Here is a 20,081-nt window from a genome sequence, read left to right as displayed (position 1 = left end):
GATGGTGGCTTTGCAGGCCTTGATATTAACCGAGCTGCTAAACCCGGTCGCTGATTTTGCAGCGACAGGGGAAGGCTAGGCTTGTTGGTTGGAGGGCGCTAGTTCATCAACAGCGCGGTATCTTGCGGGAAAATTCCGAAGCCCGGCCCTGTTGACCTCCCCGTCGTCAGGCTCTGTTAAAAGCTCCAGTCATCAGCCTGAACCAACTGGCAGAACGGCCCATTGAGCGTGGCATTATGATGAGCCACGATGGCCTCGGCTTTCATCAAGGGCGTGTCAGAGCAGGTATGACCGTCGGCGATAAGCACCGTATCGAAGCCGAGGTCACGTGCGGCACGGCAGGTGCTGTCGACGCAGTATTGCGTTTTCATCCCAGTCACTACCACGCCAGTGGCGCCGCTAGAGCGCAGATTGTCAGCCAGGTCAGTCATTGCAAAAGCGTTAGGCCGGCGCTTTTCGAACACCACTTCTTCACCCTGCAACTTCAGTTCCTCTGCAATCAGCGTAAGCGGGCTGCCTGGTTCGATTGGCGAGCCAACGGGGCCGATGTGGCGAGCGAGAAAAATCGGCGCGCCTGCGCTGCGAGCCTTGTCCATCAGGGTATTCAGCGTCTCCAACAGTTCGTCGCAGCGCCAGGGTTTTTCCGGGCCGTGGATGAGTCCGACTTGGATATCCAGTATCAACAGGGCGTACATGGGTGCATCTCCTTGCGTGTGAACCAGCGACACAAGGCATAAAAAAGGCCCTGTCCATCGCTGGCGGGCCTTTGAAGTTCGTTGGTTATTGGCTCACGACACCTCGCACGCTCCGCTTGATGCGGTCGTGGTGGTGGTTGTCGAGGTGAGGCAATGGGCAGTCATGGGCTGACACTAGCATTGTGATTGATGGGATGCCAAGTACAAAAAAGACGTCGTTGGGCGTCTTTTTTGTTGATGCTGGGGGAAGCTGAAAAGCTTTCTCAGCTTATTAATTTATATGAAGAATAAGAATCTTAAAAAGTTGGGCTGGAATATTTTGTAAGAAGTTTCCTCATTTTTGGTAGGCTTTTGCCATCAGCCGAGAGGAAATGGAATGCCCGCAGTCATCGTTGAAAACGACACATCGCAATGGCAAGACGAGACCGGTGCTGTCTATCACTTCCCCAAGCGGTACCAAGCCTGGCTTGCTGAAGGAACCGAAGTGATCTATTACAAAGGACGCATCAAGGACAAAACCTTTGCTTCTGTCCGCCTCAGCGCCGATCCGCATTATTTTGGTATGGCACGCATCGGTAAGGTCTACGCAGACCGGAAGAGTGATAAGGGCGACCTTTTTGCTTTGATCGAAAACTTCACTCGGTTTGAAGGCGCTATCCTCTCGAAAATCAACGGAGCGTACCTGGAGACGATCCCCGCCGCTCGCGTGAACAACTATTGGCGTGACGGGGTGCGGTCCATTTCCCAACTGGATTACGATGCAATCCTAAGTCATGCGAAGCTCCTATCTTCCCAGGCTGACCAGGGCACACCAAATATCCAAGGCGATCCATTGACCTTTGAGTCGGCCAATGAAGGCAGCAAATCAAGTTACTTTGGAACCCGTTACGAACGCCGGAAAGATCTGAGGGTGAAGGCCATTGCTATCCACGGGCTTGACTGCAAGGCATGTGGCTTTAATTTCGAAAAGGCGTACGGCGAGCACGCGAAGGGCTTCATTCACGTTCACCATATAGTGCCGATTTCGGACTTTGGTGGTGAGAAAACCGTGAATCCTGAGACTGACCTCGTTACGTTGTGCGCTAACTGTCACGCCGTGGTCCATCGCAAGCGGGATATGACGCTGAGCGTTGATGAGCTGAAAGGCATGTTGCGTGGGCGATGGGTAATCGAGCGTTAGTTTTCTACTGTGTTCAGCCTACGGTTTTTTTGTGAGGCTGAACCCTGGATAGTGACATCCTACCGGTGGGCCCATTAGCCGTTACTTTACCGGGCAAGTTGGCTCTCAAGGTATTGCGCGGTCTCCTGATCGGTACAGTATAGGTAGCCGCTTTTTATTCCATTGAAAATGGGGCTGGAGGAAGGAGACGGATTTATTTTTCTCCGTGTTTACCGGACTTCAGGCACAAAAAAAGACGTCAATAGACGTCTTTTTTCGTTTGTTTGGCCAGAGTGATTTTAAACAAATCGGTATCTATCTGTTTTTCTGGTTAATAATTTATTGGTCAACTTGCTTGGAATACCTGTTGGAACGCAGTGTGGTCTGGATTTCGATGGACGGTGCTTTTTGAGCTCCGCCCCATAAACGAATCGGGATCGAATCTATCAAGCAAATGGTCGCGCTGTTGATTGATGTCCCTGCGCGTACGATGTCCCCACTCGCCGCACGTACAGGGGCTCCTAGAAAACGATAGCGTCAATGATTGCTGTGCTGGTTAAGCCGACTCTCGAAGTATTGCGCGGTCTCTTTGTCGGTGCAGTACAGGTAGCAACCCTTCATCCCGCGTGTCATCAGGGTTCGGTATGTATTTTTGATGATCACGTCTGTTTCATTTTTCGCGAGGGTAGGTTGCTCTTTCATCATTTTTTTCCAGCCGCGAATCGATTTATCGTGCTTGTCGCGCTCATCCGGGGATGTCACTACCTTACCGTCACGTACGACTAGGTCTGGTCCGATGATCACCCCGATGTAGTCGACTTCCAAACCCTGGCAGGTATGAATGCAGCCAACCTGCTCGATGGAGTTCTCAGCGATGATCCATAGGCTGCCATCCTGATCCAGGTTCCATTGGCGTTTGTAGTCACCAATGACGATATCAGTTGCGGTGGGGGCTTTCTTGCTCAACCAAGGCCAGCAATAGCCAGCGACCACACGAGCCTTGTTTCCATGGTTTTTCTCGTCAATGGCGTCATGCAGCGCCCGAGGTGAGTCGAATACCTTGAACTCGTACTCCGAGGTGTTGAGCGTCGGATTTGCTGTCGAGCGAATGCCAAGCACGTCATCCAGCCATGCCATGTAACCGTCAGAACCACTGCAGCGAAACTGTGAAGACAGCACATATTCCTCGACCACAGCACCCTTGGCTTTGGCAAAGGCGCGTATTGCCTGCTTGCTGCCTATGTCGCTCAGGGTCACACGCTGGTCTTCATCGATGAAGAAAATTGAGCATTTCGCTGATTCAATCAGCTCCTTGATCTGGTTTTCGCCAAGGTTCCCATAAAGCCCGCTCTTCTCATTCAGCCGGTGAGCTTCGTCCACGATAAGCGCATCGAATGTGTTGGGCTCAGTGTCGATGAACGCCCCAGAGCCTGAAAAGAAATTCGAGAAATGGCTGCGTTTTATGGTGCCAACCAGTTTGCTTTCGTAGACCTTGCGTGGGGCGGCATTTTTCGAGACATATTTGCTTAACAGCCTCAATTCTGTGAGCCTCACCAGTAAATTGATAGCCAGAACAGTTTTCCCGGTGCCCGGCCCCCCCTCAATGATCAGCACCTTTGGTGCCTGGTCCGAGGCTTCGCTTGCTGCCGCAAGCGCTGATTCAAAAATTGCTTTTTGATCGTCAATCAATACGAACTCTGGCTTGCCTGTCATCAGCCCTTCGAGGGCTTCGGCTAGCGCTTTGGACGGACGGATTTTCCCATCGGACAGTTCGTAGAGAACCTCTTTGTTATCGCCGTGAGCAATATGCTTTTTCAGGAAGTTTCTGAGTTTGGTGAGCTCATCCGGCCCTTTCAGGAACAGTGGGGCTTTGCTGATGTGGGGCTCGTAGTGAGCTGAGTCGATGATGCCGTCGCTGACGTAGTTATGAAGGTAGGCACACGGACGGATCTCGATGCTTTTGTCATACACTGCCTCGTTGAAGCCCTCCAGCAGCGCGGCGTATGACCATACTTGATAGGAAGGGTGAATGGTCTCAACGAGGCCGCCACCCAATGCCGTTTTGACGATGGCATCCTTGGTAGTGGCGCTGGCCTTGCTCCATTGCTTCAATTCGATCAAGACGGCTTTTTTTGCCTGATTTTCGTCGCGACCGGTGAGCAGAAAATCGATTCGCTTCGACGACTGCGGAATGTGCAGCTCAATGGCCAGACCCGCATCGCTCGGCAGGCCTTCATCGCGAAGGACCTTGGCCATGTACGTTAGCGATCCTTGCCACGACCTGATTTCCGACCTGCCAACGGTCTTGCCCGTGGCGTCCTTGTAATGCCTGAGGATCACGTCCTCGATGTCATCGTTATCGTTGTCTTTTAGAAATTGCTGTTTGGTCGCAGCGTAAACGATCACGGCTTGTCCTTAGATTCGGGTTGATCAGAGTCGGTCGTATTTTTTGCTGCTGCTTTTGGCTTTATCCGCGGGGTACTTCTGGCCGTTCGAGGCGAGTTTCCGTGTCACCGCTTCGTTGAGGTCGATGCCGAGCACGCTGCTCAGGCGAACCAGATACATCAGTACGTCCGCCAGTTCATCCTTTACGGCTTGGCCGATTTCGGGATCTGTTGCGGCGGAGATTGAGTCGGCATCGCTCATCCATTGGAAAATCTCGCACAACTCACCTACCTCTCCCGTGAGGGCTAGGATGAGATTCTTGGGGGAGTGGAATTGCTGCCAGTCGCGATCATCTGTGAAACGTTGAAGGGCGGCGGCTAGCTGCGTTGTGTCGACCAGCGGCGCGACTGGGCAATCTGGGTCACTCACGGGGTTATCTCTTGGTTATCAGTGAAGGACACATGGCCCCTAGGAATTCGCACCTTGGATTGTAAGACTTTTCATGGCTGAGCGGGCTTCGTTTTACAAAATACCATTTGCTGATCGAATTTCTGGTCTGCACTAAGTTTTTTATCAGCTTATATTCTGGGCTCATGCACGCGGGCGCGTTATCGCAGATAAGGGATGTTAGTTATTGGTATGAAAAACTAGAATTACTTGTGTTTTTCATGGTCTTTAGCCGGTGAATGTGAGGTCGGGCCATCAATTTGACTTTTAGCGTATGGGCTTCGTTTGCTAACTTGCTGGGGTGGTTTTCATGTTTTTAAAATGTATGCGTGTCCTTGGGTAGATGAGTAATTTCGTAAAATCTTGTCTGTCGTAAATTTTGATTTTTCTATTTTATGTATACCTTTTCTATAGTGCTATATGGACTTCATAAAGCGGGTTTGAAGTTTTTTCATTCAGTTGGTTGTGGTTTTGGGGGGGGATTTAAATGCTTGAGATTTTCTTAGGTGTGATATAAAATATTTTGCGGTTTTAAAATTGTTTAATGCAGAGACTTTACTGTTTTTTTGGGGGTATTGGTGGGGGAGAAGGAAATAAAATCGCTGGTACTTAGTCATTTGATTTCTAGCGGAAGTTTAACCAGGGATGGGCTAGTTTTTAGTGAGATGGGTCTGGCGAAAAAGGTTAGACGACTAGATCTTGGATATGTATGCAAAGGGAAAATGATTGCAGTAGAAATCAAAAGCGAAAAGGATACTTTGGCTCGTTTGATTGGTCAGGTTGATGAGTACTGTAAATATTTTGACAAGGTTGTCGTTGCGGTCGCTCCGAAGTTTGTAAAGAAAGTGGAGGAGCTGTTGGTGGATAAAAGCGTAGGGGTGTGGGAGGTTTCGAAGGATAGTTTGAGGGTGGTGAGAAAGGGAAAGACAATAAAAGGAGCCTGTAAAGAAAACTATCTTGATCTCATGACGCGGCGTGAACTTTCAATATTAGCTAAGAAGGTTGGTGTCGTACCAGATGAATTAGGGATCTACGACCTGAAAGTTACTGTTAGGGGGCATATTTCACGGCTGTCGAAGTCGGATATCAAGTCTGTTTTAGCTGACGGGCTACATAAGAGGTTTATGATGGCGTCCGAGCGTTTTATGAAGAAAACCTTCTTGGAAGGAAGAGTGTCCCCGTCAGACGTAGACCTGTTAAGTCCTTACAAAGTAATTGTCTAGTTGGGGACTTAGGATCTCAATCTGTCCATTCTTCGTCAGTATCAATCTCTGAAGTTTCAGTATCGTAGTGAAGTTGGTTGAATAGGTGGATGTTTATTCTGACAGCAGTTGAACGCATTGGGCTACTTATTCCAAATTCACTTCCTTCCGCAGTTATTTCGATCTGTTGAGTTCCCCATAGTCTGAGCTCAGGAATCCAGTAAGTATTGGTGGTTATTTCCTTGGCTATCTCTATATAAGCTGCGCGACGTCTCTCTTGGGCATTCGGTGCGTCATCATCTACCTCTCGCCGAACAAATTTCCAGTCCTTTTTTAACGGGTAATCAATTCTTGGAGGTGGGGTTCCTGCACCACCATCTTGTTTGTCGGCTCTAGCGCTTCCTCTGTCCGAATATATAATTGGCTTTAAGTCGGCGCGCTCGGATATTTGGTTATAAAGCATTCGTTCATATATTGAGTTTTCTCCTTGTTTTTGCCCCGCAAAACCATAAGGAAAAGATGATGCGCTTACAGCTATTTCTAGGCTGCTGGCATGAGCCCGAGCTGAAGTTATGAACGAAACTAACGTATTGATTCTTTCGCCAAATTTTGCATCTATTTGTCCCAGGTCATATATCATAAGAGTTTTTTCTAGAACTTCTGCGCCCAGTGCTCTAAGTATTAGCTCTTGCCTTTCGTAGTTTTCGGACGTTGGATTTATTCTAATGACCAGTCCGCGGGCTAATGCACATAACTTGATTGCCTGCTCGCGTAGCTCCTCTAGATTTTCTAAGTTTTCGAGTCGGAGACAGGGAATAGCTTCTTCATGGCCTTTAATGAATTCATACCAATTATTAAAAGCGTCGTGAGGATCGAGAAGCTTCTGTAGCTCATGGAAAACCGGACGCTCAGGAAAAGAGCCAGTAAATAAGAAGGTTTTATTGGAAGAAAGAAATTTAGTGTCGATGTCAGCAATCCAAGGCCTGGAGCCAGTAGCTTCCCTGATTTTTTTGATAGAGCTCGAAAGTTTGTGGGCGCTTGCCCATCCTTTAAGGGGGAAAAGTGGAAGTATCATATCTCTGTCTTTATCTGGAAGCTGTTCCATCGCAGTTATTTCCGCAATGCTAATGGCCAGTAAAGGGATGTATTTCCGATCGGCAAAGTTTTTATGCATGACAGTTACTTCCCAAGCCTGATTCTAACCGCTGCCAAGGAGACTTGCGCAAGTTCTGATATGTTTTTGAGTTTCTCTTCTGCTTTTAAGGAGCTTAAATTCGCTAGTGCGATTTGTATGAGGTTGTACGGCATTATTATGTCTGCAGCTAATCGATTAGCTTGTCTTTCCAGATCATCTGTTAATCCCGAACGATAAAGGACGTCGTCGGTAATTCCGTTAGCTAATCGGTCACGATGCAATAAAAAGTGAGCAATTTCATGAGCGATTGTGAAACGCTGCCGCTCCTTCACATCATGCCTATTGACTTTTATTGTTACTTTCCCTTCTGCCTCTCTTATCTCACCCGAAATTGAGCCGGGCATTGTTGACTTCATTACAGTTATTCCGAAGTCTTTCGCAATTGCACCTACTGCCACAGGGAAGGAGGCTTGGTGCTGGAGAATGATCTGACGTTGAAAATCGTTCAGAGAGTTCCATTCAAAAGAATATTTCAATTGGTGTCTCCATTTTCTGAGGCTTCATCTGCAATGGAAATGCCCCTATATATAACATTTTCAACGGCATCTTGAATGATTTTATCAAAGCGCTTATTTTCCATCAGCGCTATGATGTTTTTTTCTGTTTCAGCGGGCAGCTCTTCTTTTGTTATTTTCTCGACAGTGTCTTTTGCAGCTATCTTTGCGCTTCTGGCAGCTTCTTCGCGTATATTTGTATATCCAAAAATAGATAGTATCGCGAATACCACTCCAAGTATGGTTATTAATACAGATACGCATGTGAGCACAATAGTTATAGTGTTAATATCGCTAGGCTTTTCGAAATCTTCTATCTGTTTGCGAAGCGCTTTTATTTCTTCTTGTTGAGTGCTGATTTTTACAGCCAACTTGCTAATTTCTTTTGTCGTCATTAACGCATTTTCTGCGACTGCAGTTCGTACTATCATTCCTGTTTCTGAATCGCTAGCTGTTGTCGTGCTTGATATCTTTTTAACTACGTATTTGCTTGAGGTTTCAGGGGTTGAAGCACTGGCTGGACGAACAAAAACAAATATGGTGAGTAATATGAGAGCGGCAGCTAATAGAATCGATCTTGGAGCGTATCTTCGGGTGTTGGGGATGTATTTTTTTGAAAATTTCCCTATTGTCATGTCCTAATCCAAATCTCACAGCCGCTAGCTTTAAGAAATTATGGAAATACATCGCTATTTAGCCGAATCGGTACAGCTGATAGCGAGTCCATAGTGCTCTGTCAGTGTGCCATCATCAGGTGAGGATTTTCAATGCCTAAACCGCGAGTGCTTGTGCAAGCAGCCTATCTGCAAGCTCACATTCTCGCGTGAGAGCTAGGGCGTCCACAAAACGTAAAGCGCTGCCCATAGTGCTGGATCACCGTTATCCGTGTAAAATGATCGCAGCCAGTGTCAGTGGTCGACGTGTCAACGGAAAAAGACGCGGTTCAGTCCTCGAAAACCTAGCCTTTGCCCAACCTCACGGTTAAGAGCTGAACCGTCAGGCGGTAGTAATAGCGAGTTGCATGACTATGGTGATTGAGGCGATGGCGTAGAAACCAGGACAAATACTTCCTCTGCCATTTCCAGGGGGTATCCCGCCCCCACCGATCTTCGATGGCGAATTGAATAAACTTAGCCTGACGTACATGGCGTTGCCGCGTTGCATACGATCCACTCAACACGCCAGCTATGAAAAGCTCCATATTGAATGATTTACTCATCCCTGGCCCCCGATATACGCAGAGATAATATTAATTCGACCATGTCCCAGCTCATGGGCGATTTGTATTCTGGCTTTAGCGTCTGAATAACGAGCTGGCCGATGAAAAGTTCCACCGTTAATTGGTGCCATATTTCGAGTGATTTGCTTGTAGCGTTCACACGCGTACGCCGCACGCAGTTCATGGAACCCTTTGATGCGATGAGCGTGCAAGCTCTTCCGAGCGGGTCGCGCAGTTTTTTGCAGGACACTCTTATAGTTTTGTTTCGGCGCAATCATGTTGCAACTATCTGCCGGCGATGCTTGCGTTGCGAACGCCAATGCATCCAGGACCTGCTCATCCACTCCAATCCAAAGTGGCGCCGCCCCCCAGCCCGGCCGCCCTTGGTGCTGTCCTGAATATTGATCCTGCCGAGCTTGCTCGCCTCACGGCATAACCTTGGCAGATCAGCCAAAATCGCCTCACGCAATCTCATGCCCGTAGTCCGCGCCAACAGAACTATAGCTGCCGCCCGAAACTGGCCACTACTACAAAGCGCATCAATGATCTGCTTCACCTGCTCGCGATCTTGCCCCTGCGGCACCGATTGGCGAACTAGGCTGCGCTGCATACCCAACGCCTTGCTCGGACTGGGCAATTCACGCACTGATCACCGCGAAGCGCTGCCATGGTCCTGTTAACGCTGGATAGCCGGTTTTGTGCGGTGCTAACAGCAAGCTCACCGCGCCTAACCACGTCGCGCAGATCCGAACGTAAAAATGAAAGACTCCGGTGTGGAGTGGTTGGGGGAAGTGCCGGAGCATTGGGGCGTAAAACCGTTGAAGCTGCTCGTCAACGAGAGTTCGACGATTTCCTACGGCATTGTGCAGCCCGGGGAGCCTCTGGATGAGGGGGTGCCTTTTGTTCAGACCACCAATATGTCTTCGGGCGATTTCGTGATCGAAAATCTGCAAAAAACTACTCCGGAAATCGCAGCTGGTTTTCCTCGGTCGCGATTGACGGGGGGAGAGGTCATCTTAGGGATTCGAGCATCGATTGGGGCTGCTTTCGTTGTGCCAACGCATCTAACTGGAGTGAACCTCTCCAGAGGTGTTGCAAGGATCGACTGTTCTTCTGAGTTGTCGAGCGCGTTTCTTGTAGCGTACCTCCGGAGCTTGGCCGTTGATGGTTACTGGCAGCTTGCCAAACAAGGCTCAACATTTAATGAGGTCTCAATAGCAACGGTCAAGGAATTGCTTGTTCCTGTTCCCCCACGCAAAGAGCAGGCAGATATAGAGGGTATGATTAGTAAAGCGACAGCTCGTCTTGACCTGCTACTCATCAAAACTGAGTGCAGCATCGACCTTCTGAAAGAACGCCGTTCGGCCCTAATCACCGCAGCCGTTACGGGCCAAATCGACATGCGGGAGGCCGTATGAGCCAAGGCCGCAGCATTCGTCTGTTTCTGGTCGACGGCACACCCAATGGCTTGCTCACTGCCGAGATTATGAATTGGACTGGTCATGTGCTGACCGGACCGCGTAGCAAGCTAGCCGAGTTGGTGCAGCGCCCTGAGTGCGCGCGTACTGGTGTGTATTTTCTGGTTGGCCCCGACCCCGACGACAGCCTACGCACGCGGGTTTATATCGGCGAATCCGACGATGTGGCCCAGCGCCTGAAACAACATAACCGTCCGGAAGAACAGGGCGGTAAGGACTTCTGGGAAAGGGTGTGCCTGATCACCAGCAAGGATCAAAACCTGACCAAGGCTCACGCCAAGTATCTGGAAAGCCAACTGATCCAGATTGCCACGCAAACCGGCCGCTGCGTGGTGGGTAACGGCACCGCCCACAGCTACAACAACCTGCCCGAATCCGACCGCGCCGATATGGCGTTTTTTCTTGAGCAGATCCGTATCGTCTTGCCGGTGCTTGGCTTCGACTTTCTTCGTGAGCTGACCAAACCGTCAGCGCCCACTTCAAGCATCGCTGCTGCGCCAGTGAGCCGCTCACCCCGTTTTGCCCTGGAGCTGCCGCGCTACCGCATCAGCGCCCAGGGCCAGGAAATCGACGGCGAATTCTTCGTGCTCAAAGGCTCCAAGGCCCGCGCCGAATGGGTTGGCACCGAACGCGGCTACCAAGGCTTGTTCAAGCAGTTGGTTGATGAAGGTATGCTGGTTGCTGATGGCGAGCATATGCGTTTTAGCGACGACTGCGCCTTTAGCAGCCCCAGCGCCGCTGCTGCCGTGGTCAGCGGCCGTTCCGCCAATGGCCGAACTTCGTGGTTGGTAGAAGGCACAGGTCAGACGTACGCAGCTTGGCAGGAATTGCAGCTGAATAATCTGGTGCCGGATTCCAGTAGTTCATCCTTGACCGAGTGATACCAACAGCATTTGCGCAGGAGGCGTTATGGGCGAGCCATTGTTCAGTAAGGCTGTTGAGCTCGAGTATCAGAAAAAGTGCTATAGCCAGTGCGTTTCGATCAAGCGGAACGCACTACGCGCGCTGCTTGATCAAAGGAGGTTGCTTTCATCGGATCTGCTGTATCAAGCAGTTAATTACGCAGTCTCTCATTGCGAGCTGCACCGGGACTCGACCCTGCTGGGAACCTTGGTGGAGGTATTTGATGAACGCGATTATCAGCTTTTTCTTGCCTATTGGTTCAGTGAACGCCTAGGGATGAAGTGCTCAATGGATAAAGGGAGCGTTCGTTTCAACCCATCGGGTCAACCTGCAACTCGCGATTTGCAGTTTAAGGCGGGCGTGGCGGAGTTTCTGAAATATGGCTTGAAGCGTCGCCAATCAGATGTGCAAAAGGCCGAGAAGAAAAACTGCAGCCGAAGAGAATCGTTATGCTCGACTCTTGGGCGCGTCTTCCTGGTAGCTATGGCGCAGGTAAGAAAATTGATACGTAAATATTGCGTAAAGCGACTTGCGTGGAACACCTTGGCGGTCAGCGTGCGGTGATTGTTGCTATTTTTCGAGCCCGCCGGACCCAGCGCGAATGCCGTCGCAGCCATCACTGTATCGTGAGAAGAAGAGCCACAGCTTCACCTATGAGCCGCTTAGGGGAGCATGCGGCTGGTGCCATGAGCGGACCGATCTGAGTGGTGGAAATTGCGACGACGGCGAATTGATGTATGGCAGCTGTATCGTCCCTTACACAGGCTAAAGCTAAACAGAATTGAGTAGTGCCGTTCACAAGGATGGCCGGGAAACTAAAGGACAAAGCGATGAGCCACAGGCTCGGGCAAGACCAATACCATCGCCTGGACTGCGCATTCGCTGATTCGCGTGCGTCGTCCAGATGGCGAGCCGTTCTTCCATAGCGTGATCGTGGTCACCGACCGCCAGGTGCTGGACCAGCAGTTGCAAGATGCAATCCAGCAGATCGAGCATCAGGCTGGTGTGGTGTGCGCCATCGACCGCCAGCAGTCTAGCCTCCCTAAAAGTCAGCAACTGGCTAAGGCCATGCTGGATGGCGTGCCTATCATTGTCTGCACCCTGCAAACCTTCCCCTATGCGCAGAAAATCATCCTCGGCGAGCAGAGTCTGCGTGATCGCCGTTTCGCCATCATCATCGACGAGGCGCACAGTTCAACCGGTGGCAGCACCGCCGATGACTTGCGTTATGTGCTGACGGGGCAAAGCGAAGCGGAGTGGGAGAAGTTGTCCAAGGATGATCGACTGTCTGTGTGGCAGAGTTCGCGCAACCGTCCCGGTAATGCCAGCTATTTTGCCTTTACCGCTACGCCCAAACATTCAACCGTAAGCCTGTTTGGTCGTCCATGTAATCCGGAGCAAGCGGCGAGCGTTGAAAACCCACCGGCACCTTTTCACCTCTACACCATGCAGCAGGCCATCGAAGAAGGGTTTATTCTCGATGTGCTGAAGAACTACACCAGCTATGACGTGGCGTTGCGCATTGGCAGCGAGTTGGTGGAAGACAAGCGTGTGGACGAGAAGAGTGCCCGGCGTAAGTTGGCTAAATGGTTGTCGCTGAACCCGGTCAACGTGGGGCAGAAGGTCGAACTGATCGTCGAGCACTTCCGCAAGAACGTCGCGCACCTTCTCGGCGGCCAGGCCAAGGCCATGGTGGTGACTAGCTCCCGTGCGGCAGCGGTCAAGTACCACCTGGCGCTAGGGGATTACTGCAAACGCAACGGCTACGAGAATGTGCAGGCGATTGTCGCGTTCTCCGGCGATGTACCTAATACCGATGTGAAAGAAGCTAGCTTGCCGGCGGATCACCATTTCAATGAGCTCAACCTGAACCCTGGTCTCAATGGTCGCGACATGCGTAAAGTGTTCGATACCCCGGATTACCGGGTGATGATCGTCGCCAATAAGTATCAGACCGGCTTCGACCAGCCTAAGCTAGTGGCCATGTACCTGGACAAAAAAATATCCGGTGTGGAGGCGGTGCAGACACTCTCGCGCCTGAATCGCACCTTCCCAGGTAAGGACAAGACTTTCGTTATCGACTTCGCCAACGAAGCAAAGGAAATTCTGGCCGCGTTCAAGACTTTCTACCGCGAAGCTCAGCTAGCAGACATTCAGGACCCGAACATCGTTTACGACATTAAGCAGCGACTGGATGGCATGTTCATCTATGAGCAGGTTGAAGTAGAAACCTTCGGCAACGCCATCGTCGATCTCAACGTGACGCACCAGAAGCTGTACTCGCTCACCCAGGCTGCTACCGATCGTTTCAACGGTAAACTTAAGACGCTCAACGATGCCATCGATCAGTGGGAAAAAGCCTGGGAAAAAGCCCACGACGAAGGCAATGAAAAAGATATGGAGTACGCCGACGTGCAGCGTTCGGAATACTCCAAGGCGCGGGACGCGCTCATGGTGTTCAGTGAATGCCTGAGCAAATTCGTGCGCAACTACGAGTATATCGCTCAGTTGGTTGAGTTTGGTGACCCGAGCCTAGAAGCCTTTGCCAGCTATGCGCGCCTGCTGCGCAAACGCCTCAAGGGTATTACACCCGATCAGGTGGATTTAGATGACCTCAAGCTCACCCATTACAAAATTAAGAAAGGCGACAACCTGGATGGCCTACTGCCAACTGGCGAAACTCCGCAGCTTTACGGCATCACCGACAACGGCCTACGCGACGCTCAAGACCGGGAAAAGAAATACCTCGCTGAGTTAATCGAGAAGCTCAACAACGCCTTGGGTACCGCCTTCTCGGATACTGACCAAGTAGCACTGGTCGTGCATGTTTCTGAGAAGCTTCGCGTCGACAATGTACTCATGGCTCAGGTACAGCACAACACCATGGAGCAGGCGATGAAGGCTGATCTGCCCTCGCGCGCAATCCAAGCCATTGCCGGTGCCATGAGTAGCCACACTAGTATGGCGACAAAATTGCTGAGCGATGAGTCGACGCGCGACGTGTTCTTGACCGTGGTGTATGAGCTGCTGAAGAGGGATTCAGGGGCGGATTTGCTGGGGGCTACACGGTAATTAGTGATGCAGAGTTTAACAATCAGCAATCAGCAACTTGTAGATGAGGGGCTGTTCGAAAAACCTGTAGCGACATTAGGCAATATTACTCAGGAGAATATGGATTATAAAGATAGCAGTATTGCATGCGCACGGATTGGCATCGGTTTTTTAAGAACGTAATATTTGCCAACAAAAAAAAGGCACGGATGAGAGCCGTGCCTTAATTTTTAATTGATTCCGACAGGCTTATCATTTTTATCATAGCAAATCGGATACTCGCAGTGCCCGCCTGCATTGAGCACTTCTAGTTCGTAGACAGCCGGCAGGTATTGCTTAAGCTCCACCTTGGGCACTTTTTTGCCATTGATGGTGCATTCATCGTCTGCGCGCGGATTGCACCAAGCTTCTTTTACATCGATTGTTTGTGTGGGTTTTGTCATGGGCGTTTTTTCGATCTGTGGCTCGTCATCGACTGACTCACCACTCGTTACATTCGCATCCAACGAGTAGGCAGCAATAGCGTCTTTTGCGCTCGTTTTGCTGATGCCGTGATCTAGCAAAAAGTCCTGAAGTATTTGTCGCGATTGAGCGTAGGTAACCTCTTTCCCCTTTTTATTTGGCCCACCATCCATGCGATAGGCAATCGGATAACCATCCTCACTTTCATAGATGTAGTAGTAAATGGACAGACTAAAACTGAGGTCCTGGCCGTACACTCCATAGATACCTGACCCATTGGATGCACGGCAAGTGCCTCGCACGCATTTTCCGCTGATGTGGTTGCTGAAGGTGACGTTGCGCTGCTGTTGTGCATTCCACTGAGTAATGTTCCTAGGCAGCGTGTACCAAGTGCAACGGTAGAATTTTGCCCCATACTGGTTTTTGGCCTCTGCGCACGGAATGGCATAAGGTAAATCGTTCATATTTTGTTCATTTGGTAGCATGGGCGGATACATGTACCCGTAGTCAACTTCGGCTTGTACGTTCAATGAAAGTGCAAGCGCCAAGCAGCCTGCTGCTTTGAGTGCAACTGATTTTATATTCACTGTCTTAAACTCAGGGTGGGAGGAAGGAAACGGTTGGATTCTTTTGTAAGTTTCTTTGTGAATGGCTTTTGGTATTAACTCGGCGATGGGTGTTTAGGGATGTCGTCAGCATTTATCGTGCCGACGATCTGTATTTCATTTTTGCTTGTTATTTTTGCAAATAAGAGGCTGCCGTATTCGGGGCTCCATGAATGCCTGTGTCCGCTGGATCTTATTAAATCTTTCATGCAGGTGTTGTGGGTCATCACTATAAGATTTCTGCCAGAGTTCTTTTGTTCGAGTAGCTTGTCCACTATGTCGTTTCCGCAAATGGCCTCTCTATCGGATAGCGGGCTCGCTTTGCCTAGCATGAAGTCGGATGTTTGAACTGTTCTAGTCATCGGGCTGGTGAAAATATCAGCATCGTCAAAATCAAAGTGTGCTTTTAAGTTAATGCCTGTTTCTTTTGCTCTCTCGCCTCCTAGAATTGTGATTCCTTCCTCTGGGCCTAAGCAGGAGTTATTTGAGCGATCACAGCGCTCTTCGTGCCTTATTAATAAAATAACGTTCCCACTTTTCCAGTGTTCAGAAAGTCCAGAGTCGATTAGTTTTTTATGTGAGTCTAAATTTTCTAGGGTGTTTCTTGTAAAAGCTTCGTAAGCAAAAAATGTTGCGCTTATAAAACCAGTGCTTAGTATTATTTTTGGTAGGCTGATATTTACCATTGGAATGTCCAATATTTTAATTCTTACTTGTTGCGGTCGGTATTCATAGGCTTTTTGAGCGTGAGTGCGAGCGCGGGCTGACTGTGTTGATTGCTATTTTTTGTAGATGACTTTCAGTTTTTTATTAACGTAGTCTTTTATGATTTCGTAGTCGGGGTTGTAGGTGGCTAGAGTATGGCCAGTACTGGCGACGGTAGCCGCAGCGGCTAAGACGACCCCAACAGGCAGAGATGCAGCTCCAATTACAGCGCCCAATATACCGCCTTGAGCGATAGCGCTTTTCACGTCGCTTTTGATTCGACACTTCAGTCCCTGGCTTTCAATCTTGATTTCGACAAGTTTGATACCTGGCATGAAGTTACCTCTGAGGCCATGGATCTCGAAGGACGTTTTGCTTCTCACGAGGTCTTCAATCTGCGATTCGTTCAGGCCTTTTATGACATTCATGGTTTTTCTGAGCTCCTTGCAAGAGGTGGTAGTCAAAAAGATGGGTTGGATATCAACCTTTCGGGGTGAGTTTCGGCCTGTAAGGTCCTTCATGTCAACGGGTTGATGGTCAACCATCCAGGTTGGACTGGAGGGTGGCATGTCAAAAACCAAATCGAAGCAGCTGGCAGAACTCGTTGGGCAGGCGATTGCCCGCCAGCGCGTTCGTTGCAAACTGAACCAGGAGCAGGTTGCGGAAAAGCTTGGAATTGGAAGCGAGGCTGTATCTCGTATCGAGCGCGGAATTGTCATGCCTAACATCGAGCGCTTGGTTGAGTTGGCGGCAGTTTTTGGTTGTGAAACCGCTGACTTGCTGACCGAAGGGAGTTCTCGCCCAGAGGACCAGGCGCGCAGGCTTTATGGTTTACTCTCCAGACTTGGGGCGCATGACCGCGACTTTGTCTTGGATATGGTGGAGCGTCTTGTCACTAGACTTGATCGCGGCTGATTGGCTTCATCATGAGGGGCCCAGAGCTTTTGCCTCGTCGATGTCCTCAGCACAGGCAGGTTTGACTTAGTTGGCCTGCGAAGCGAGAGATTCCAACTTGTCCGCAAGGGAGTTGGTCGTTGGTAGCGACTCACCTTGGCTTTTGGTGCTAGCGGCCTCCGTGTTTCCAAAGAACTCCTCGATTACGACGTGACTGTCCTCCTCGCTGTCTTCGAAGGCGCCATTGCCGAAACCCCGGCGAGCGGCGTCATCCAGAGCCGTCTGGTCGAAACCAACTGCTATGCGCTGTGTATCAAGTTCGCTGGCTTTCTGTAGTGCTTCGGTCATGTCCATGCCACTACGTACCGTGAGGTCGACGTAGAAGATCGGCGTACCGTGGCTCTGGCGGGTGGACTTGCCGCGTAGACGCAGCTCCAGCGGTATGCAGGCCAGTCGACGGCCTGAGATTGCTTGGAAGTAATGCAGACGAGCGGACAGAGTGCGAATGCTATTGAAACCGGTGGTGCGGAACACAAAGCTACCCAGCGAATCCTCATCACCAATGACCACATTCAGTCGGCCATAAGGCTTGCAGGCACCTCCTTTGGCCAGTAGGCAAGCATCCGGCGAAGGGCAGGGCAGCGACTGCATGCCGTCCTGGGTCATGCGTTTGCAGGTTTCACCGTTACCGACACACAGCGGGCGTCCGGATTGCCGGTCGAACAGGGTGTAGTCGGCCCGGAAATTCAGCTCCGGCTCGTTGAACAATAGACGTACTGGAATGCTGCGCAGCTTGTCCTCCTTACCCTGGCGCAGTTCATCGTTAAGTGGGTGCAGTAACCAGCCATCCCTGCTTTGCACCTGTGAGGTGATGGTAAATTGATCGTCTTTCTCCGGTAGGCGCTTACCGTTTTTCTCGACGATTTTACCAATGGAAATACGTCCGAGCACGGGCGGTGTAATGACCAGGCCTTTGAGCATGGTGGTTCTCCTTGGAAGTGAAAATGGCCACCCGAAAACTGAATCGCGTAAGGATGGCCAGAGAGGAAGAAAGATCAGTTGATAAGGACGCGGCGGCTGCCTTCCTTGCGCTTGCTGAAGCGGACTTGCAGATAGGGCTTCTCCTTCAGCAGGCGCTCGACATCCAGCACTGTGCTGTCTTTGGAACGCTTCCAACTGATAAAGCCATTGCTGAACTGCGCACGCGTGGCTTCACCCATGGCTTGCAGCAGGATCTGTTTCAATTGGGATTCGCGGCTTTCTTTTACCGCAATGGACTGGCGAACAGCTTTTAGTTCCAGGTAGGTCGCGGCCAATCCAGCATGGGCGCTGAAGTCCACGGTTTGGCCGTTGTCCTGAGGATAGAGGCAACGCAGCGCCGCTTCAGATGAGGCGCTGCCATCGACCGGAGGCGGGGTGTCGGTTTGTACGTATTGCCAGAACTTGCGTTCCAGTTCGATCAGGCGGGCAATCATCTGCTCGTCCCGTTCGATGCGGTGGATCTCTAAATGCTGGCCACCCAGTAGAACTGCAACATCAGCCGCCTGCTTGCCGGTGACGGCCAGCTGGTGCATGACCTGCAATTGCACATACTCGGGCACGCCTTCTTTCCAGAGGCGTGCTCCGTTTATGCCGGCAGTCTTGCATTCAAGGATTTGTACATCGTCGGCACCGTTCACTTCGCGGTCGATATTGGCGAGCATCCAGGGCAGTTCTGGATCAGGGTGCTGTAGCACGGCGTTAATTCGTCGCACCTTCTTACCGGTGCGTTTGCTGTAGTGCCATGCCACGATGGGCTCCAGCACATTGCCCCAGTAGGCAGGGCTTTCCTCATCATGAGGGTCTATTTTCGCTAACGTGGCATCCCGTCCCGTCTTTTCAAGCCACAACTCCAACTGCGATTTATAAGGATTCAGTCCAACTGCTGCGCCTGCGTCCGAGCTGCCGATGCCTTGTTTACGCACAGCGAGCCAGTCTTCACGGGGGAGCTCCTTTGTGCCGATTAAACGAAGGGCCGGACGGATCTTGTAAGCATTTTCATTTCTAGGAATCGCTTTCATAAGGGATACCTTGCGGACATAAAAACGCCCGTTGAGCTGGATGCTGAACGGGCGTTATGGTTGAAGGGGAGAGGGCATTTCAGGCCGCGAGTTGCAGGGCCGCCTCCAATGCCCGTTGCTTGATTTGCGCCCCCTGGCCGAACCAGGCGGAGTCCATGCGGTACTCGCTGCTACGTGCTCTGCGCTCGTGATCGACATACTCGGTCACGGCGTTGAGCAGGCCCCAGGCAGTGCCTTGTGACGACTCAAGCGTTGCGCCACGGCCGCGTCCCTCGTACAGGCTTTGTACTTTGCGCAGGGCACGTTCGTTGGGCAGGACTTCAGGTAACTTGCTGTTGGGCGTTACTTCACACAGCACGTTCATGAAGAATCCCATAGCTTCATGCCACTGAACTTTGCGCTCGGCCAGCACGCGCATGCGATACATGAACTCGTCCCATTGCGAGACGGCTACACCCAATTGCTTTTTGACGGACCGGGCATCGAACCGGGTGCTGTGCGGTACCTTAATGGCGCGTGTGATGCCATCCAGGGCGATGGTCAAAGTGTTGTTGCAGACCACGCGAACGGTGGTCGGCGTGGCCGTGGTGGCGAGCGTGCCATCACAGGAAGTCGCCAGCAACAAATAGCCATTAACCTGATCATTGCCCTTTAAGTTGGCGTTCTGCCCGGTTCGCGCTAGCGCCCAGAACTTACGACCGCCTTTGAGCACTCCAGCGGTTTCTAGCTCATAGCCGGACACTTCAGTCAGGTCTCGATAGAATTCCATCACCTCACGCGGTTGGACAATTTGATAACGGTTGGAAACCACCGACAGCGGTGCTTTGGTGTCGGAGCGGTAGAGCACCTTTTGCTCTGGGAATGAGTGAATGCTGCCCATATGGCCTATAGCGTCGGCCTTGAAGTGAACCGGACTTTCCTGAATTTGCCAGTCCATACCGGCTTCACGCTGCCAGACTTCAATCGGCTGTTTCTGTGTCAGTTGACGGCCGAGGCCGTGCCACGGGGTTGCGCCAACGTAAGCCATTTGTTCGACTTGATGAGCCATGATTAATGTTCCTTGGGGTACAGGTCGGCATAAACGCCACGCATCGCGTGGCAATGTCCGGACGTAATAGAAAGAAAGG

General features: G+C 50.9%; 19 protein-coding genes and 2 pseudogenes. 8 read left to right on the top strand and 13 right to left on the bottom strand.

What is annotated here, in order from left to right; translation table 11 throughout:
• Positions 1-176: 176 nt before the first annotated feature.
• Positions 177-695 (bottom strand): cysteine hydrolase family protein, encoded by a 519-nt coding sequence (locus tag PSEBG33_RS04105; protein ID WP_005791576.1) that lies wholly within the window; start codon positions 693-695, stop codon positions 177-179.
• Positions 696-1,071: 376 nt separating this feature from the next.
• On the opposite strand from PSEBG33_RS04105, the gene PSEBG33_RS04110 reads away from it, so the two are divergent.
• On the top strand, positions 1,072-1,875 hold the full coding sequence (locus PSEBG33_RS04110; protein WP_005791574.1) for an HNH endonuclease: 804 nt from the start codon (positions 1,072-1,074) through the stop codon (positions 1,873-1,875).
• Between the two features lie 516 nt (positions 1,876-2,391).
• On the opposite strand, the gene PSEBG33_RS04115 is transcribed toward PSEBG33_RS04110, so the two are convergent.
• The gene (locus PSEBG33_RS04115) at positions 2,392-4,260 is read right to left on the bottom strand and encodes a DUF2075 domain-containing protein (RefSeq protein WP_005791571.1); all 1,869 of its coding nucleotides are present in this window, start codon (positions 4,258-4,260) and stop codon (positions 2,392-2,394) included.
• 24 nt (positions 4,261-4,284) lie between these two features.
• Entirely contained in the window at positions 4,285-4,668 is a 384-nt protein-coding gene (locus PSEBG33_RS04120) for a nucleotide pyrophosphohydrolase (protein ID WP_005791570.1), read from the bottom strand.
• 596 nt (positions 4,669-5,264) lie between these two features.
• Here PSEBG33_RS04120 and PSEBG33_RS04125 point away from each other — a divergent pair.
• Positions 5,265-5,909 carry a sce7726 family protein gene (locus PSEBG33_RS04125; protein WP_157264189.1) on the top strand — a complete coding sequence of 215 codons (645 nt, stop codon included), beginning with the start codon at positions 5,265-5,267 and terminating at the stop codon, positions 5,907-5,909.
• Between the two features lie 16 nt (positions 5,910-5,925).
• On the opposite strand, the gene PSEBG33_RS04130 is transcribed toward PSEBG33_RS04125, so the two are convergent.
• The 4 genes and pseudogenes from PSEBG33_RS04130 to PSEBG33_RS29825 form a co-directional block, all read right to left on the bottom strand.
• Complete coding sequence (locus PSEBG33_RS04130) at positions 5,926-7,062, bottom strand: beta family protein (protein WP_005791567.1); 1,137 nt, start codon at positions 7,060-7,062, stop codon at positions 5,926-5,928.
• Between the two features lie 5 nt (positions 7,063-7,067).
• The gene (locus PSEBG33_RS04135) at positions 7,068-7,559 is read right to left on the bottom strand and encodes an ImmA/IrrE family metallo-endopeptidase (protein ID WP_005791565.1); all 492 of its coding nucleotides are present in this window, start codon (positions 7,557-7,559) and stop codon (positions 7,068-7,070) included.
• Positions 7,556-8,212: a hypothetical protein gene (locus PSEBG33_RS29435; protein WP_157264187.1), complete on the bottom strand. Its 657-nt coding sequence runs from the start codon at positions 8,210-8,212 to the stop codon at positions 7,556-7,558. Before PSEBG33_RS29435 ends, PSEBG33_RS04135 begins: the two co-directional genes overlap by 4 nt.
• A 580-nt stretch (positions 8,213-8,792) precedes the next feature.
• Positions 8,793-9,540: pseudogene (locus PSEBG33_RS29825) on the bottom strand (integrase domain-containing protein); the annotation flags it as partial.
• A gap of 14 nt (positions 9,541-9,554) precedes the next feature.
• Here PSEBG33_RS29825 and PSEBG33_RS04140 point away from each other — a divergent pair.
• The 5 genes and pseudogenes from PSEBG33_RS04140 (at position 9,555) to PSEBG33_RS30210 (ending at position 14,249) form a co-directional block, all read left to right on the top strand.
• Positions 9,555-10,214, top strand: a complete 660-nt coding sequence (locus PSEBG33_RS04140) for a restriction endonuclease subunit S (protein ID WP_005791560.1) — start codon at positions 9,555-9,557, stop codon at positions 10,212-10,214.
• A complete protein-coding gene (locus tag PSEBG33_RS04145) occupies positions 10,211-11,155 on the top strand; it encodes a GIY-YIG nuclease family protein (protein ID WP_005791559.1) in 945 nt (314 codons plus the stop codon). The genes PSEBG33_RS04140 and PSEBG33_RS04145 overlap by 4 nt, the downstream gene beginning before the upstream one ends.
• A gap of 28 nt (positions 11,156-11,183) precedes the next feature.
• Positions 11,184-11,741: a hypothetical protein gene (locus PSEBG33_RS04150; protein ID WP_005791557.1), complete on the top strand. Its 558-nt coding sequence runs from the start codon at positions 11,184-11,186 to the stop codon at positions 11,739-11,741.
• Between the two features lie 282 nt (positions 11,742-12,023).
• Positions 12,024-12,722 (top strand): annotated as a pseudogene (locus tag PSEBG33_RS30215) (DEAD/DEAH box helicase family protein); the annotation flags it as partial.
• A 144-nt stretch (positions 12,723-12,866) separates the two neighbouring features.
• Complete coding sequence (locus PSEBG33_RS30210) at positions 12,867-14,249, top strand: type I restriction enzyme subunit R domain-containing protein (protein WP_420066317.1); 1,383 nt, start codon at positions 12,867-12,869, stop codon at positions 14,247-14,249.
• Between the two features lie 209 nt (positions 14,250-14,458).
• Here PSEBG33_RS30210 and PSEBG33_RS04160 read toward each other — a convergent pair whose 3' ends face one another.
• The 3 genes from PSEBG33_RS04160 to PSEBG33_RS04165 all read right to left on the bottom strand — a co-directional run bounded on the left by PSEBG33_RS04160 (position 14,459) and on the right by PSEBG33_RS04165 (position 16,428).
• Entirely contained in the window at positions 14,459-15,154 is a 696-nt protein-coding gene (locus PSEBG33_RS04160) for a hypothetical protein (RefSeq protein WP_232289397.1), read from the bottom strand.
• A gap of 197 nt (positions 15,155-15,351) precedes the next feature.
• Positions 15,352-15,981 (bottom strand): histidine phosphatase family protein, encoded by a 630-nt coding sequence (locus PSEBG33_RS29085; RefSeq protein WP_005791551.1) that lies wholly within the window; start codon positions 15,979-15,981, stop codon positions 15,352-15,354.
• A 93-nt stretch (positions 15,982-16,074) separates the two neighbouring features.
• Positions 16,075-16,428: a hypothetical protein gene (locus PSEBG33_RS04165; RefSeq protein ID WP_005791550.1), complete on the bottom strand. Its 354-nt coding sequence runs from the start codon at positions 16,426-16,428 to the stop codon at positions 16,075-16,077.
• A gap of 139 nt (positions 16,429-16,567) precedes the next feature.
• On the opposite strand from PSEBG33_RS04165, the gene PSEBG33_RS27810 reads away from it, so the two are divergent.
• Complete coding sequence (locus PSEBG33_RS27810) at positions 16,568-16,915, top strand: helix-turn-helix domain-containing protein (RefSeq protein ID WP_032803722.1); 348 nt, start codon at positions 16,568-16,570, stop codon at positions 16,913-16,915.
• 66 nt (positions 16,916-16,981) lie between these two features.
• Here the strand turns inward: PSEBG33_RS27810 and PSEBG33_RS04170 are convergent, their stop codons facing one another.
• The 3 genes from PSEBG33_RS04170 to PSEBG33_RS04180 form a co-directional block, all read right to left on the bottom strand.
• Entirely contained in the window at positions 16,982-17,875 is an 894-nt protein-coding gene (locus PSEBG33_RS04170; RefSeq protein ID WP_005791548.1) for a hypothetical protein, read from the bottom strand.
• A gap of 74 nt (positions 17,876-17,949) precedes the next feature.
• On the bottom strand, positions 17,950-18,954 hold the full coding sequence (locus PSEBG33_RS04175; RefSeq protein ID WP_005791547.1) for a YqaJ viral recombinase family protein: 1,005 nt from the start codon (positions 18,952-18,954) through the stop codon (positions 17,950-17,952).
• A 79-nt stretch (positions 18,955-19,033) separates the two neighbouring features.
• Positions 19,034-20,002: a DUF932 domain-containing protein gene (locus PSEBG33_RS04180; RefSeq protein WP_005791546.1), complete on the bottom strand. Its 969-nt coding sequence runs from the start codon at positions 20,000-20,002 to the stop codon at positions 19,034-19,036.
• Positions 20,003-20,081: the final 79 nt, after the last annotated feature.

The organism is Pseudomonas synxantha BG33R (genome assembly GCF_000263715.2).
In the GTDB taxonomy this organism is placed as follows: domain Bacteria; phylum Pseudomonadota; class Gammaproteobacteria; order Pseudomonadales; family Pseudomonadaceae; genus Aquipseudomonas; species Aquipseudomonas synxantha_A.
The sequence above is the reverse complement of the archived record's forward strand: the minus strand, read 5'-3'. Positions and strand labels throughout refer to the sequence as shown.